Source organism: Mycobacterium sp. (assembly GCF_044223235.1).
Lineage (GTDB): Bacteria > Actinomycetota > Actinomycetes > Mycobacteriales > Mycobacteriaceae > Mycobacterium.
The window spans coordinates 79800-95363 of the sequence record NZ_JBGAME010000015.1 but is presented as its reverse complement, the minus strand read 5'-3'; the positions used below and the strand labels follow the sequence as shown (position 1 = coordinate 95363).

Genomic DNA, 15564 nt, shown 5'->3' with positions numbered 1-15564 from the left:
GATTAGTACGTTTAGGCAATCACGACTTATCCCGGCGACACCACCGCGGCGCAGGACTCCAGGAAGTCGATCACTTGCGCCGGCGCGGTGTCGGCGGTTTGCGCCTCGACGGGGACATCCCAGTATCGGGCGCCCGGTAGGCACTCCTGCAGGTAGCGGGCGGCCGACGGGGCGTGCGAGCTGTCCTGGCCGGGCACGATCAACGCCGGAATATCAAGCGCCATAAGATCTTCGGGCTCCACACCGGGAACGGTGTCGCGGTCGAACAACAATCTGCACATACCCGTGACGATCGACAGATACCAGTCGCTGTCCAGCGCCGCGTAGGACCGGGCGAACTCAGTGTCGTTGCGCAGCAGACTCACCCACGGACCGACCCGGCCGTCCTCGGAGAACCCCGCCTCGGTGGCCGCCGCCAGCGCCACCACCGCGGGCAATCCGCGCTCGGCGACGTAGGCCAGGTGCGCATGGAACCGGGCATGCTGTTTCATCCGGTACTTCGGGCCGCCGGCGGGCGAGTAGAGCACCATTCCGGCAACCCGCCGCGGGTGCGCCGCCGCCAGCGCGGTCGCGATCGAGCAGCCGACGCAGGCACCCATGACGAAGACGCGGTCGAGGCCGAGGACATCGAGCAGGCCGACGCCCTGATTGACGTAGTCGCCCCAGGTGATCCGCTCCACCCGGCCACCGGAACCACCCGATTCGCGCTTGTCGAACGTGACGCACGTGAATCGTGAACGCAGCCGCGCCAGCATCTCGGTGCGCCGATACAGACCATGGTTCTGCCAGCCCGCCATCGTGGCGCTGAAGCCGCCCGGGGAGAACAACAGCAGCGGCGGACCCGAGCCCCCGACGGCGTATCGCGTCTCGATCCCGTCGACGACCGCGGTGGCGACCGCGTCATCGTTGTTCACGTGCGCAGTCCGCCCGCGATCTGCCGCACCGAGCGCACGTCGTGCGCGTACGCGCTGACGGCGTCATAGATGACCTGGGCGACGTTGGCGTACGTGTCAGGCTGCTTGTCCAACGCGTCGGCCGAGTAGCCGATCGCCGCGGTCACCATCCGCATGCGGCCGTCCAGCCATGGCCCGCCGCCGAAGCCACCGACCACCGGTATCGAAACCGCCTGTGCGACAGCGGCTCCCACCACAGGTCCGGAGTTGGTGAAGTTCAGCAGCACCGCGCCCGCATCCTCAAGGCGCTTGGCCTCACCGACCATGTCGTCGAGCAATTCGTCGGGAACCGCGTCGGCGGCGGTCGGCGTCGAGCTGTACGTGACGCCGTATTTCAGCGACGTCTGGGGCGTGATGCCGAACTGTGCGAACACCGGGATGCCCGCGCGGGTCACCGCCTCCACCTCGTCGAGGTGATCCGCTGCCCCGTCGAGCTTCACCAGATCGACGCCCGCCTCCTTCACCAACCGGATCGCGGCACGTACCGCCGTCCTCGGCCCCTCCTGCAGCGGGCCGAACGGGAAGTCGCAACTCAACAGCGCACGCGTGACGCCGCGGCGCACCGCCTGGCAGACGATCATCATCTGATCCATCGTCACCTCGAAGGGATTCGGCTGGCCCCACAGATTGATGCCTACCGTGTCACCCACCGATACCAGATCCACTCGGGCGCGGTCGACGATCCGGGCCATCTGATAGTCCCAGGCGACGACTCCCACGATCTTGCGTCCGTCCCGCTTCATCGCCCGCAGATCGGTCAGTTGCACCTTGCCGCTCGTCATGGCATCCACCTCGACACTCCCCTCACGGACTTTCCCTTCACGCGCGCAAGGCACGCAACACGTCCACGACATCCTGTTCGTCGCCGCTGACCATCAGCACCCGCGCGTGCGGCCGGATCGCAGCCACCGTGGCGCCCACCATCGCGCGCTCGCCGATCACGAGTCCCGCGGTCATGATCGCGCGGACCGTGCAGGCCGCACCGATGATGGTGGCCGCGGCGGCGTCACTGTCGGTGGTGGCGACCATGATCACCACGTCTGCGTCGTCCAATTCGGCGAGCAGACTGGACGGCGCTCCGGCGTGGTCCCGCAGCGCCACCGATTCCGAGCCGCCCTCGGCGACATTGGCGACCGGTCCGGCGAGTGCCAGGAAATGCGCATGGCCCCAAGGGTTTCGGGAGATTCGCGCGACGATCGCGTCGGCACCGGCGTCCAGGGCGATGACGCGCGCCCCGCGCCGTCCGCTGATCGGCCGGTCGATGCGATAGCGCATCTCCACAGCCGATGTCGCCCTGGCGCAGCTGCTGCCGAGGATCGGGCGGAACGTCGCGCTCATACCGACGACTGCCGGACGCCCTCGCGCACCGACAGGTCCTCACGGCACGCCTCGACGAACGACGCATCACGGGGCAGCACCACGGCCGCCGACCGCACGTGGTGGTGCGCGGGATCCACCCCCGGTGGGGTTGTCCCCTTGTCCCGCAACGCTTCAACAGCCTTCTTGAGTTTCTGACGGGCCTTGATGATGCCGCTGTCGGCAGAGACCAGCATCTCCTTGGTGCGGTCGACGATCGGCCCCATGCTCTCCTGCAGCGAGGAGTCCTGGATCGCGATGCCCTTGACGCCCGAATAGGTGTCGCCCCGCTTCTGCGCTTCCCTGTCGATCAGGTAGTCGTTGTCCTTGTTTGCCGCCGGACGGTAGGTGCCGGGAATGTTCTCGCTGTGCACGCCGTGGCCGTCCTTCATCGCCTGCACCTCCTCGGCGGTCAGCGCCCGCACGGGATGGTAGTCGAACGAATACGCCCAGCAGTTCTCGTCGTCGATGGGAATCCAGAAATGGCCGTGCACCGGATGGTCACCGCGCGGCGGCACCATGGTGAAGCACGGCATCACCCACGGAGTGATACGCCAGTAGTAGGTGTCCTCCTCCGCATTGCGGCGAGCGCCGACGAACAGGCCGCCATCGGCGTCGGCGACTTCGAAATACGGCTTCAGGTCGCCCATGTTGTACTCATTGCCCTTGGTGCCCTTGAACAACGGATCGGACTGCAGTCCGCCGGAGTGCAACCACGACACATGACTGGAATCGATGCCGCCCTCGAATGCCTGCAGCCAGTTGCATTCCTGCCAGCGTTTGGACGTGTAGGTCTGCTCCGGCGGAACGAGCGCGAACTCGAACTCCGGCAGGGGCGGCTGCTTCGCCGGGTCGCCCATGAAGGTCCACAGCACGTCGCCGATCTTGACCAGCGGGTAGGACGTCAGTTTGACGTGTGCACAGAAGTTGCTGTTCTCCGGTTCGGAGGGAATCTCCACGGCCTGTCCGGTGACGTCGTACTTCCAGCCGTGATAGGGGCAACGCAGGCCCGAACCCTCGTTGCGCCCGAACCACAGTGACGCCCCGCGGTGCGCGCAAAACTCGTCGATCAGCCCGTAGCGGCCGTCGCTGTCCCGGAAAGCGACCATCCGCTCACCGAGCAGCTTCACCCGCACCGGCGCGCAGTCGTTCTCGGGCAGCTCCTCGGCCAGCAGCGCAGGCATCCAGTACTGCCGGAACAACGCCCCCATCGGGGTATCCGGACCGGTCTTGGTCAGCATTTCGTTTATCTCGGCCCTCAGCACCGTCCGCCCTCTCAGCCGTCTCGCTTCTTGCAGTGAGAGCTTCACCACAATCAAACTAACTGTAATACCATTAGTTCAAATAGCCAAGCCCAAACGAGAACTCGGGGCGCAGGAAAGGACGGTCGATGATCGGGATCGTGGGTGTCGGGGACATGGGGCTGCCGATGGCAGGCCATATGGTGCGCGGCGGTCTGGATGTCCTCGCCCATGACGTCGACGACTCCAGGCTGGCGGCGGCCGCCGAAGCGGGCGCCAGACCCGTCACCGATCTGACGGATGTCGCCAGGGATGCCGACATCGTGGTGGCTTGCTTGCGCTCGGACTCCCAGATGCTCACCGTCGCAGAGGGTCTCGCCGAGCACGGCAGACAGGGGCAGCTGATCGCCGTCGCGGGAACGCACGGCGTCGAGTTCATGCAGTGGCTGGCCGGTGTGGTCGAACCGGCAGGGATGCGGATCATCGACGCTCCGGTGGTGTTCGGCGCGCTGGGCGCCAGGGAGGGCAACCTGTTGTCGCTCTGCGGTGGCGACGAAGCCGACGTCGACCGCGCCCGGCCGGTGCTGATGTCCTACAGCCGCGGCGTCGAGCACGTCGGGCCGCTCGGGGCGGGTCAGCTCGCCAAAACCTGCAACAACCTGCTGCACTGGATCCATTGCGTCGCCAACTTCGAAGCGCTGGCGATCGCGAAGCGGTACGGCGTGGACGCGCAGCGCATGCGCGAGGTGCTGCTGAACTGTCCGGCCGACAACGGCACTTTGCGCCGCTGGGATTCCACGCGGTTCACCTGGCAGGAAAAGGATATGGACTTCGTCATGGAGCTGGCCCAGAAGGGCGGACTGGTGCTGCCACTGACCGGCCAGGCCGATCAACTCGTCAAGACGCTGACCGCCGACGATGTCGCGGGACTGCTGTACGAACCGGAATGCAGCTATCTCGGCCGCCGGATCACGCCGCTGAGCACACCCGACGGCGGGGTGTGACAGCGGCTCTCGCTAACCGCCCAGGCCGGCGAGCTCGAGCCGCCCCACGTGGTGGCGCCAGCGCGAGAGGTCGTTGAACGCCTGGCCCAGATCGGGCAGGCCGGCGCGGTCCTCGTCGCGTAGCGCCTGCGGGCGCCCGCCAAGCAGTGCCACCTGCGTCGCGATCCGCGCCAGCTCGACGAGGTCCAGCGCCAGCATGGTTGCCTGCTCCACGGAGCCACCCACGGTGACGATGCCGTGGCCGCGCAGGATCGCCGCACCGTCGTCACCGACCGTCTCGGCAACGGCACGCCCCAACGCCGTTGTGGAGATCAGTACGGGGCGCGGGTAGACGGGCACACCCCGGCGAGCCAGCCGCGACGCGGGAATGTTGTAGGCGCCGAACGTCTGCCGAAGCTCGATGCGGGCCAGATCGGCCACCATCACCTCGCGCGGGTGGGCATGCACGACCGCCCGGACATCGGGGCGGGCACGGTAGAGCTCGGTGTGGATGTGCATTTCGCTGGGCAGCGTGTAGCCACGATCGGAGTCGGCATGGCCGTCCAGGCCGACCACCCGGATGTCGTCGGCCACGGTGAACAGCAGGCCGCGGTCCTGCGGTCCCCTGCACCGCAGCAGGATCCGGTCGTCATCCAGGCGGACACTGACGTGACCGAGTACGTCGTCCGCCAGTCCCTGGTGGGCGAGGATCCGGCATGCGACGGCGACCGTGGTCCGCATCCGGGTCAGCCCGGGCCGTTCGGCGGTGACCGTCATACCGGGACCGGAGCCGGCGCCGCCGCGAGCGAGTCCGCACCGAACACCAAGGATTTGATGGTGACCGGCACCGTGTTCGACGGCCGGCGAACCCGGCCGAGATCGACGAAGTCGAAGTCGCGCAGCTCGACACCGTCGAGGATGAGCAGGTCGTTGGCCATCGAGAACTCCTCGCGCAGGATGGTGCCGAGCGTGAGCGCGATGTCCGCATCGATCATCAGGTACACCGCACGCCCGTCGGCGATCCGCCGCCGCAAGCCGCGCACGATCCCCTCGGCGAACGCGCGCAGCCTGCGATGCGTCGGCGGCCCGGACCAGGCGAGCGCCACCGCGACGTCGGCGGGGTCGGTGTGCAGGCCGAACGCGGCCAGGTGGGCCTCGATGGCGGATGCGACACGATCGGGTCGCACCGCCTCACCCAGGGCGTAGTGGGGCCGCGCCACCTGTAGGTTGCGACGCGGCAGGGTGGCGTCGGGGCCGGGGATGTAGCTGGTGATCCCGCTGAGCTGGACGGTGTATTCGGCGGCGCCGAGCACGGTCGCCCTGATCCGCTCCGCGGCGGGCAACACCGGGGCGCCAAGCGTGTCGGCACGGCCGGCCAGCGCGGTCCCGAGCCGACGGCCCAGGTCACCGAAATCCCTTGTCTCCGAGCCGTAAATGTATTCGGCCACACCACCGGAGAAGATCACGCCGTCGAGCGCACCGCAGTCGAACCTCTCGGTGAGGAAGACATGGTCGGCAGCCGGGTCACCGTTGACCGCCGCGATCACCAGGTCGGCCATCGCCGACGCGATGGCATCGAGACTCGCGCCATCGACTTCGGCGCCCAGATCCAGTACGAGCCCCGCCGCCGCGGCGTGGCCGCGGCCGGCGGGTTCGATGCGGGTGACGGTGTTCCCGGCCACGGCGATCAAACGCCCACCCACGTGCATGGCGGCGGTGGCGAGCACGTGTCCGCTTTCGATCAGCGCGAGTTTCGTTGTTCCGCCTCCGATGTCGACGTTGAGAATGCGCGCGTCCAGGTCATGCGAGGTCCGCGCGGCACCCGACCCGTACGCAGCCAGCATGGCCTCCATGTGGTGGCCTGCGGTCGCGCAGACGAGATCGCCGGCCCGCTCGGCGATGACCCCGGCGATCCGCTCGGAGTTGCGGCGGCGCAGCGCCTCACCGGTGAGGATCACCACGCCGGTGTCGACGTCCTCGGGCCGGCGTCGGGCGTCGGCGTACGCCGCGTCCAATATCCGGCCGAGCGCGATCGCGTCGATCCGCAGGTCGTCGGTGTAGGGCGTCAGGTGCACGTCGGACTCGAACAGCGTGTCCCTGGCGACGATCACGTATCGGCTCGTCAGGTCTTCACCGCGCCTGCGCAGCACCAGCCGAGAGAACGCCACCTGGGTGCCGGCGCTGCCGATGTCGACACCGACGCTGTGCAACGTGACGTTGTCCTGCTGCCAGATCGGATTGTCCTCGAGCGGCAGGTCGGGCTCGTCGTGATGGTGGTGATCCTCGCTGGTGCTCATGCGCGATCCACTGTCGGCTCCTCGCTGGCGCTCATGCCGGGGACGGCACGGCCTCGACCGGCTTGCGCGGCAGGTCGACGAGCTCGGCGGCGTACGCGTCATCCATCCTCGGCGCCAGCCCGTTCTCGGCGAGCGCCTTGGCGAACGTCTCACGGACCACCGGTGATTCGTCGGCGTAGTCGATCTGATCGCCGCCGATGCGCATGCTGATCCAGGCCTTGGGCACCCCCTGCGCGTTGCGTACCGACACCACCTCGTGTTTGAAGGCCAGGTACCGCGCGGGTTCCGCTCCGGTGTTGAAATGCTGGTGGAACCACATGTTCGGCGGCACGATCAGCGTTCCCGGCTTCCAGTCGTAGCGCCGCGGCTCCTCCCCTTCCGGCCACATCAGCGAAAAGCCCTCACCGGTGAGGATGATGACGTGCGCGCCGGGGCCGTGCCGGTGGCCCTTCTTGTAGGTCGCCGTCGCGAACTGCGAAATATGGCTGTTCATCGATCCTTTGGCCATCGAGAACCTGATATGCCCACCGCCTGCGCCGCGTTCCTTGGCCGAGATCAGCGGCAGGTCGATCGAGTTGGCGACGAAGTTCGTCTTCAGCAGCAGGCCGTCTTGTTCGTCCTTGGGCGCGAAGTAATCCGGCTCGCCGGCGAACCGCCCGGGGAAGTCGTGAGCGGTGTCGAACACGAACCCGGGTTCGTCGTAGAGGTTGATGACCGGAGGCATGTTGGTGGACGACACGAACCTGGCCGCACTCGTCCCCGAGCCGTTGAAGTGCTGGTGCCACGTGTTTAGCGGGATGGCGAACAGGGCCCCGGGACCCCACTCGAACGTGACCTTCTGGCCGGCGTCGTTCCACACCGAGGTGGACCCGTGCCCCGAGAGCACCAGGATCATCTCCTCGAAGAGCTGACGCTGCGGCGCCAGCTCCTTACCTGCCGGGATTTCGCATACGTAGCAGTCGTTGGACGTCCGCGACGCTTCATGGTTGATGAACACCCCGCGGCCCCCGCGGCGCGCCCACGGCTTCAACTCGACCGTGTTGAGGTCCGGCACATAGTGGGCACTGATGATGTCGAGGCCCTCGTCGCGGACCCACCGCACGTACGGCGAGTCCTTCTCGGTGGCAAACTTCTTCGCCAGATCCTCGGAAACGATCGCATCTTTCGCCACTGCATCCTCCATCGGAAATATTTGAACTAATGGTATTACCAATCGGGCTCATGTCAAGACGTGCCGGAGACGCCCCCGGCCCGGACGACGTCCTCGGGCTCGTCGACGGCCACGCCCCGATACGCACGCACCGGATTGGGTCGTAGCAGGAATGCGCCGGCGTAGATCGCCGTCACGAGTCCGCCGAGGGTCAACGCGGAGACCGGGCCGAGCACGCCGGCCACGGCGCCGATCAGCGTGTCGCCAAGCGCGGGGCCGCCGCGCGAGGACATCTGGTAGATAGACGAGACGCGCCCCCGCAGATCGTCCGGCGTTTCCAGCTGCACGGCCGCGTGCCGGATGGTCGTCGCCATCGCGTCGAAAGCGCCGATGACACCACCGGCAGCCACCGCGATCGCGAACAGGTGAGCCTGTGCCAGAACGATATTCGACAGGCCGTAGAGAACGGTCGACACCAGTAGCACCCGGCCGATCCGGCGGGTGCGGTCCACCACCCGAAACACCGCGTAGGTCGCCAGCAGTGCGCCCGCCGACGGCGCCGCCGACAACAGGCCGTAGCCCTGCGGCCCCACCCCGAAAACCGTCGCGCACAGGGCGGGCAACACCACCCGATATGCCCCGAACAATGTCGCGGACAGATCGAGGGTCATCAGCATCCAGATGATCCTGCGGTGCCTGACGAACGACGCTCCTTGGACAAGCTGTCGCCACAGCGACTGATGTGTGCCCGCGCCGCCGACCCCGCTGACCCGCAGCAGCTGCAGAACCACCACCAACGCCGCGTACGTCACCGCGTCGACGGCGTACATCAGCGCCGGCCCGCCCAGCCCGATCAGCACACCGGCAAGCGCCGGTCCCAGTAGCACCGCGATCTCCCGGGACGGGTTGATCAACGCAAATGCCTGCGGTAACTGGTGACGCGGCACCAGGGCCGGGATCAGCGCCTGACGGGCCGGCTGGTCGAACGTCGCGGCCGCGGTCGTCAGCATCACCGACAGCACCACCTGCCAGGCCTGCACCCGGCCGGCGATCGTCACCACGGCCAGGCCGCCCGCCACCACCATGGCCACGGCCTGTGCGCCCTGCAGCAGCCGTCGCCGATCCCACCGGTCTGCCACGACGCCGCCCAGCGGGCTCAGCAGCAGCAGCGCAACCGCCTGCGCGGCGCCGACCAGACCCGTCTGGGTCACCGAATCCGTCAGGTGATAGACGTGATAGAGATTCGCCGCGACCGTGCCGCGCGTACCGATCTGGGAGAAGACGACGCCCACCCAGTACAGATCGAAATCCCGGTTCCGCAGAACCTCCGCTATCCGCATCCCCGCGATCAGTCGACAGGGACGAGCGCCAGCTTGGCGGGGTCCATCTGCATGTACACCAAGGTCCCCGGCGCGTGCGAGATATGCGGCAGACAGCGGGCCCTGATGTCGCGCTTACCGACGGCCACTACGTGGTCAACGGCGTCGCCCAGGAACGCGCGGGTGGTCACCGCGCCCTCCCAGACGTTCTCCGCGCCGTGGGGACGCTCGGTGTGCAGCATGACCGCCTCCGGCCGGATCGACACCACGACCTCGGACCCGGTCGGCATGTCGGCGCCGGAGTCGAGGACCAGCCGGCCGTCGCGGGTCTCCACCACATAGCGATCGCCGTCGCGGGCGGCCACGGTGCCGTCGATGAAGTTGGAGGTCCCGATGAATTCGGCGACGAACTTGTTCTGCGGATTCTCGTAGATATCGCGTGGTTTGCCCAGTTGCACCACTTCGCCGGCGCGCATCACCGCGATGTTCGACGACAGCGACAGCGCCTCGATCTGGTCGTGGGTGACGTAGATCGACGTGATCCCCAGCTCGCGCTGCAACCGCTTGAGCTCGAACCGCAGCGACTCGCGCAGTTTGGCGTCCAGGTTCGACAGCGGCTCGTCGAGAAGCAGCAACGACGGCTCGATCACGATGGCCCGGGCGAGCGCCAGCCGCTGCTGTTGCCCGCCGGACAGCTTGGTGGCGTGCCGGTCGGCGTACTGCAGGAGTTCCATCGTCTCGAGCACCCGGTGCACCCGTTCGGTGATCTCGCGCTTGCCCGGACGTTGTGCGCGGTTCTGCACCCGCAGCGGGAACGCCACGTTCTCGAACACCGTCATGTGCGGCCAGATCGCGTAGGACTGGAACACCATGCCCAGTCCGCGCCTGTTGGCCGGGACGTTCACTCGTTTGGCCACACCATCGCCCGCGGCGAACAGCACCTTGCCTGCCACCGAGACCGTCCCCGAATCGGGATGCTCCAAACCCGCAATCGACCGCAACGTCGTCGACTTGCCGCAGCCGGACGGCCCGAGCAGCGTGAACAACTCACCCGGCTGGACGGTGAAACTGACGTTGTTGACCGCGAACACCCGCGCAGGCGCCGCGTCGCCGCCGGTCTTTTGACCGCGTTTACGTCTCTCGCCGTCGAATGACTTGACCAGACTCTCGACTTCAAGCACTTCGCAAATTCCTTTCCGGTCCTTACCGACCGTGGATCAATCCTGTTTGAGGCCGACTTTGGCCCCAAGCTTGTAGGCGACGGTGACCAGCACGACGAGCGTCAGCACCATGACGACGCCCAGCGCGGACAGAACCGTGAACTGGCCGTTCTCGAACTGTTCGAAGATCAGGATGGACAGCACCTCGTTGCCCGGGCTGTACAACAGGATCGAACTCGACAGCTCGCGGAAGGACACCACGAGGATGTAGATCCAGCCGGCGATCAGACCGGGCATCAGCAGCGGCAGCAGCACCCGGCGGAAGGTCTGCCACCAACTGGCGCCATTGACGTGCGCCGACTCCTCGAGCTCGTTGGAGATCTGCTGCATCGAGGTCACGGCGTACCGCATGCCGTAGGGCAGATACCGCGTGCAGTAGGAGATCAGCAGGATGAACAAGGTGCCGTAGATCGGGATCGGACTGCGCAGATAGACGAAGCTGAGCGCCAGACCCATCACCAGACCGGGAACCACCAGTGGCAGGAAGGCCAACGCGTCCAACACCTTTCGCCCTGGGATCTTTGATCGCACCACGATCCAGGCCGCCACCGCCATCAGCGCCATCACCAATGTGGCCGACGAAAGCCCGAGAATGAGCGAGTTCTTGGCCGCGTTCAGCGCGATGGGGGTGCTGAACAGCTGGCGGTAGTTGTCCAGCGTCATGCTGGAGAACGTGTCCTTCGACGGCGGAGCGTAGAACTTCAGCAGCGAGGTGTACAGCAGCACCAGCAGCGGCGCCACCACCGTCAGCAGGAAGTAGCCGATGATCAGCACCCCGACGACCGGGCGCCACCGACCGAGATCCATTGGCCGGGGCCGGAATCCCTTACCCGTCACCGTCTGGAAGTTCTTCGAGGCACGGCCGGCGAAGTTGGAGATCACCACGCCGATGATCGCGATCATCAACAGGCCGATGGCCAGCGCCCCCGCGGCGGACAGGTCCGGCGGGTAGTCGCGAAGGACGAAGTAGATCCGGCTGGTGAATACGTAGATGCCGTTCTGCAGTCCCAGCAGCGCCGGTACCTCGAAGCTCTCGAGGCTGCGCACCACCATGATCAGGATGGCGGCGACGATCGCCGGCCGGGTCAGCGGCAGCGTGATCTTGCGGAACACCGTCCAGCGGCTCGCGCCGGACATCAGGGCCGACTCCTCCAGCGAGGGATCCATCGCCCGGAACGAGGCCACCATCAGCAGGAATACGATGGGCGACAGCTGCAGACCCTCGACCCAGATCATTCCCCAGATGCTGAACACGTCGAGCACGGCGCGACCGAAGATCGGCTCCAGGTAGTGGTTGAGCAGCCCGATATCGGGGCTTCCCAACAGAATCCACGCAATGGTGTAGAGAATTCCCGGGATCACCAGCGGGATGATCGACGCCGCGAAGAACAGCGCCTTGAACGGCACGTCGGTGCGGACGTTGAGATAGGCCAGCGCGGTGCCGAACACCAACGAGACGGCGGCCGCGCCGCCGGCGAACCACAACGAGTTCCCGACCAGGCTGAAAATCTGGTCGTTGCCGTAGGCCCGGCGGAAACCGTCGAACGTCAGGCCGGTGGCGTCGAAGAACGTGCCCCAGAACAGGTAGTACAGCGGAACGATCGCCAGGTAGGCGATGATCAGGGTGACCACGCCGAGGGTCAGGAAGTGTGGCGTCGGCAAGAAATGTCGCCAGCGGCCGGGCTCCGACGGCTCCGGGTCGGTCGCGGCCGGCGGGATCGTCGGCCGGATCGGCGTGGTGGTTGTCATGCGGTTCTCCTCGGAGACTGTGACGTGGTGGCTGGGCCTGGTGACTCGGTTCGCGGTCGGCTCACTCAGCCACCGACCTGGTCGGATTTCTCGATCAGCGCGGTGTAGCGGTCGCTCCACTCCTTCTGCTCATCGAGCAGCTTCTGGACATCCACCGGGATGACCTCGAGGCCTTCCAACGGGTCCTTGACGCCCTCGGGTTCGATGGACGGCGTCAGCCCCTGGTCGGTGAGCACCCGCTGCCCTTCGGTGAGCATCCAGTCGACGAACAGCAGTGCGGCCGCGGGGTGTTGTGCGGACTTCATCAGCGCGGCGCCGTTGGCCCGCGCGATGACGGGCTGCACCATCGGCTGATAGGCCACCGGCGCGCCCTTGTCCGCCACCCGCTGCACCAGGTAGGTGTAGTTCGACGCGGCGACCTCGAACTGCCCGGCCGACAGCAGCTCGCCCATCACGGTGTGTCCCTTGACCACCTTGGCGCCGTTGGCCATGTCGGCGAACAGCCGGTCGATCTCCTCGGTGCTCTTGCCGTGCTTTTGCCAGTACTCGTAGAGCGTCAGATACCAGTCATAGTCGGACAGTTCCATCGCCAGCTGGCCGTTCCACTTGGGGTCGGCCAGGTCCTCCCACGACTTGGGCTCCTCGCCTGGGGCGACCTTGGTGGTGTTCCAGCTGGGCGAGAACAGGTTGTAGCGCGTGGCCGTCCAGAAGTCGAACCGGCCCTCGTCCCCGACCATGTCGCGACGTTCGCCCTTGTAGGGGGCGGCGAGCCCTTCCTTGCTGATCGCGGCCATCTCCAGCGCGTCGGTCTCCATCACGTCGGCACCGGCGTGGTTGGCGCTGGATTCCTGAAGGACACGCTGCAGGACCGTCTCCGAACCCGCGCGGTAGAGCTGCACCTTGACGCCGGTGTCGGCGGTGAACGCCTTGGTGACCGCATCCGCGACGTCGCTGGTCATGGATGTGTACAGCGACAACGTGCCCTCGGCCTTGGCGTCGGCCATCAACCGGTCACGCCGCTGCGGCCCGGTCAGTGCCTCGTACTGCTCGTACTTCGATGCGGTGTCGGTCGCCTGGGAGCCGCCGGGGGCGGCCGTCGGAGGTGCGCCGCAGGCGGCCATCGCCAGGGCAAGGCCGACGGCGGCGGCGATTCGACCGGGTCTGAATGTCATGTGCCTCGCGTCCTATCTTCTCAGTGTCTGCTTATCGGGCCATCCGCCCGGCATATGGGCCGCACCCGCGGCCCTGGACTGTGACCGCCGTGCATCTCTGGACTTACTGTAGGACCATTCCGGTGTGATGTCTATCATGTTTGTCGCCGGGTGTGAAGTGGCCGGTGGCAGAGATTTTGTGGGGGCCCGCACCGTGGTGCGGGCCGCTCGAATGCAGCCGTGATTCATCGGCATGCGGGACAGGCGGCGCGGCAGGAGCGTCCTCGGACTGCGCGCGGCCGGCGTCAGAAGTGCAGAGGCGATGGTGATTCGGTCCGGCGGCCGCGTCGCGCAGGCCGCCGGACCGAAGAGGAGTCAGGCGGAGGTGTCGGCCAATTCGCCCACGGCAAGATCGGCGCCGGATGCGGGCTCGAAGTAGTGCACCGTGTCGTAGCCGAGGTGCTTGAACACCCGGTTCTGTGCGTTGAACAGCCGCAGCGGGGTCCCGTCGGCGGCGAATATCTGGCACACGTGATTCTGCGGGACGTACAGCGTGTCACCCTGCTTGATGTCGAAGCGCTTGGGCTCCAGGGCAATTCGCGCGTAATACTTCTCGGCTATCTCGGCCTCGACCTCCCACTGCAATGCGTAACCACCGCCCGACAGCACGTAGTAGACCTCGTCGGCCATCTTCCAGTACTTGCCGGAGTGGCCGCCTGGCTCGATCTCGAGTTCGAACGCGTCGATGCTGAAGATCCTTGCGTCGGTGCGCTCGAGCGACGCCATGGTGCGCACCCGCCCCAGCGGGGTCTGCTCCCACACCGTGTCCGAAGGGCTGATCACCTTCTTGCGGTCGAGCACGCCGGGCGTCCAGATGCTCGACCAGTCCTCACGGGGACCGAACGCGGTTTCGTTCTCCACCGGACCGCTGCGGCCCTGCTGGATGAGCCCCATGAACATCCACGTGCACTTCGCCTTGACGACGAGCGCAAGCGCCTTCTCGGCATAGGGATTGAAGTGGCGGTGCACCGAATCGGTGTGCACGAACACCAGGTCGTCGGCCGCCCAGTCGTAGCGCTGGTCGTCGTGGATCTCGTAGCCACGGCCTTCCAGGATGTAGAAGGCCGCCTCGTTCTGATGGCCGTGCCCGTGGTTGGACGATTCCGGCGGCAACTCGACGAAATGGACCTGGATCGTCTGTGTCAGATAGTCCTCGTCGCCGGGGCCGATGCGCCACCAGGTGCGCGACTGCTCACTGTCACCCGAATGCGCGACCTTGGCGTCGTCGACGACGATGCTGTCGTCCCTGACCCGGTCCACGGCAAGCTGCTGGCGCCGGAACTCTCCGAGACCGTACGTCTCGGAGGTCAGCCCGCGGACGAATACCCGGCCCTTCTTCCCCATCGTGTTCTCCTTCATCTCTTTCATCTGTCTGATGGTTATACCATTGACATGGTAAGCGTCGTCACACCCCGTGTCCAGCGACGGATTCCCCGATCGGGCGCCGATCGGGTGCGGGGGTGAGCCCCGTGATCACCTCGTCGATCGACCGCACGTTGCACATCCGGGGGAACACCTTGTCCATGAAGAACGCGCGCTGTTCGGGCAGTCCGTGGCAGCACTCGGGGACGATGGTGATCTGGAAGTCCCGGTCGCGGGCGTCGTAGGCGGTGGCCGCGATGCCGACATGCGCGGAGCCTCCGACGAGCAGGATCGTGTCGATGTCGCGGCTACGCAGCGACAGCTCCAGATGCGTGCCCCGGAAGGCCGACCAGCGATGCTTGGGAACGTCGTAGTCATCCGGCTGCGGGGCGAGCTCGGCAAGCACCGACAGCCCGGGCGACCCCGATGCATGCGCGGGGGCCGCCCGGTAGCGATTGTCCGGTCCCCAGCGCCGGAACTGGCCGTCGGTGTCGGCGAGCGTCCTGGCGAAGTCGGCGCCGTCGGCGCGATGGTCGGCGCGGGCGTAGAACACCGGGATGCCGGCCCCGCGACAGGCCGCGATCAACCGCACCGTCGGGCCGATCGAACCGGCGGCCTCGATCGGCTCCCGGTAGGCCTCCAGCATGTCGAAGACGACGAGCCCGGTCGCGTGGAAATCGTAGTGAATCATCGGTTATCGGCCTCTATTTTTCTCCGGCGTCT

The 15564-nt window shown here is 66.7% G+C and carries 14 protein-coding genes and 1 pseudogene; 2 read left to right on the top strand and 13 right to left on the bottom strand.

All coding sequences use genetic code 11. The features are described 5' to 3' along the window. Positions 1–26 precede the first annotated feature (26 nt). From ADBZ6K_RS17830 to ADBZ6K_RS17815, 4 genes are read right to left on the bottom strand one after another with little or no spacing between them, the layout of a single operon-like run. Positions 27–914, bottom strand: coding sequence for an alpha/beta fold hydrolase (locus tag ADBZ6K_RS17830; RefSeq protein ID WP_526349048.1), 888 nt, complete (start codon positions 912–914; stop codon positions 27–29). Then, the gene (locus ADBZ6K_RS17825; RefSeq protein WP_526349046.1) at positions 911–1735 is read right to left on the bottom strand and encodes a 3-methyl-2-oxobutanoate hydroxymethyltransferase; all 825 of its coding nucleotides are present in this window, start codon (positions 1733–1735) and stop codon (positions 911–913) included. The genes ADBZ6K_RS17830 and ADBZ6K_RS17825 overlap by 4 nt, the downstream gene beginning before the upstream one ends. A 37-nt stretch (positions 1736–1772) precedes the next feature. Continuing rightward, on the bottom strand, positions 1773–2291 hold the full coding sequence (locus tag ADBZ6K_RS17820; protein WP_526349044.1) for a 3-methyl-2-oxobutanoate hydroxymethyltransferase: 519 nt from the start codon (positions 2289–2291) through the stop codon (positions 1773–1775). Further along, complete coding sequence (locus ADBZ6K_RS17815; protein WP_526349042.1) at positions 2288–3550, bottom strand: aromatic ring-hydroxylating dioxygenase subunit alpha; 1263 nt, start codon at positions 3548–3550, stop codon at positions 2288–2290. Before ADBZ6K_RS17815 ends, ADBZ6K_RS17820 begins: the two co-directional genes overlap by 4 nt. A gap of 122 nt (positions 3551–3672) precedes the next feature. Between ADBZ6K_RS17815 and ADBZ6K_RS17810 the strand changes: the two are divergent. Next, positions 3673–4158, top strand: a pseudogene (locus tag ADBZ6K_RS17810) (NAD(P)-binding domain-containing protein); the annotation flags it as partial. Further along, on the top strand, positions 4138–4554 hold the full coding sequence (locus ADBZ6K_RS17805) for an NAD-binding protein (RefSeq protein WP_526349095.1): 417 nt from the start codon (positions 4138–4140) through the stop codon (positions 4552–4554). The pseudogene ADBZ6K_RS17810 and the gene ADBZ6K_RS17805, both read left to right, overlap by 21 nt. Positions 4555–4566: 12 nt before the next feature. On the opposite strand, the gene phtC is transcribed toward ADBZ6K_RS17805, so the two are convergent. The 9 genes from phtC to ADBZ6K_RS17760 form a co-directional block, all read right to left on the bottom strand. Further along, positions 4567–5310: a 3,4-dihydroxyphthalate decarboxylase gene (phtC, locus tag ADBZ6K_RS17800; protein WP_526349040.1), complete on the bottom strand. Its 744-nt coding sequence runs from the start codon at positions 5308–5310 to the stop codon at positions 4567–4569. Next, positions 5307–6830 (bottom strand): ethanolamine ammonia-lyase reactivating factor EutA, encoded by a 1524-nt coding sequence (locus tag ADBZ6K_RS17795; RefSeq protein ID WP_526349038.1) that lies wholly within the window; start codon positions 6828–6830, stop codon positions 5307–5309. The genes phtC and ADBZ6K_RS17795 overlap by 4 nt, the downstream gene beginning before the upstream one ends. A 31-nt stretch (positions 6831–6861) precedes the next feature. Next, complete coding sequence (locus ADBZ6K_RS17790) at positions 6862–8001, bottom strand: cupin domain-containing protein (RefSeq protein ID WP_526349036.1); 1140 nt, start codon at positions 7999–8001, stop codon at positions 6862–6864. Positions 8002–8054: 53 nt separating this feature from the next. Beyond that, a complete protein-coding gene (locus ADBZ6K_RS17785; protein WP_526349034.1) occupies positions 8055–9320 on the bottom strand; it encodes an MFS transporter in 1266 nt (421 codons plus the stop codon). A gap of 8 nt (positions 9321–9328) precedes the next feature. Next, the gene (locus tag ADBZ6K_RS17780) at positions 9329–10480 is read right to left on the bottom strand and encodes an ABC transporter ATP-binding protein (RefSeq protein ID WP_526349032.1); all 1152 of its coding nucleotides are present in this window, start codon (positions 10478–10480) and stop codon (positions 9329–9331) included. 36 nt (positions 10481–10516) lie between these two features. Beyond that, positions 10517–12268, bottom strand: a complete 1752-nt coding sequence (locus ADBZ6K_RS17775) for an ABC transporter permease (RefSeq protein WP_526349030.1) — start codon at positions 12266–12268, stop codon at positions 10517–10519. Between the two features lie 65 nt (positions 12269–12333). Beyond that, complete coding sequence (locus tag ADBZ6K_RS17770; protein WP_526349028.1) at positions 12334–13440, bottom strand: extracellular solute-binding protein; 1107 nt, start codon at positions 13438–13440, stop codon at positions 12334–12336. A gap of 354 nt (positions 13441–13794) precedes the next feature. Next, positions 13795–14847: a cupin domain-containing protein gene (locus ADBZ6K_RS17765; RefSeq protein ID WP_526349026.1), complete on the bottom strand. Its 1053-nt coding sequence runs from the start codon at positions 14845–14847 to the stop codon at positions 13795–13797. A 37-nt stretch (positions 14848–14884) separates the two neighbouring features. After that, complete coding sequence (locus ADBZ6K_RS17760) at positions 14885–15532, bottom strand: cysteine hydrolase family protein (protein ID WP_526349024.1); 648 nt, start codon at positions 15530–15532, stop codon at positions 14885–14887. Between the last annotated feature and the right edge of the window lie 32 nt (positions 15533–15564).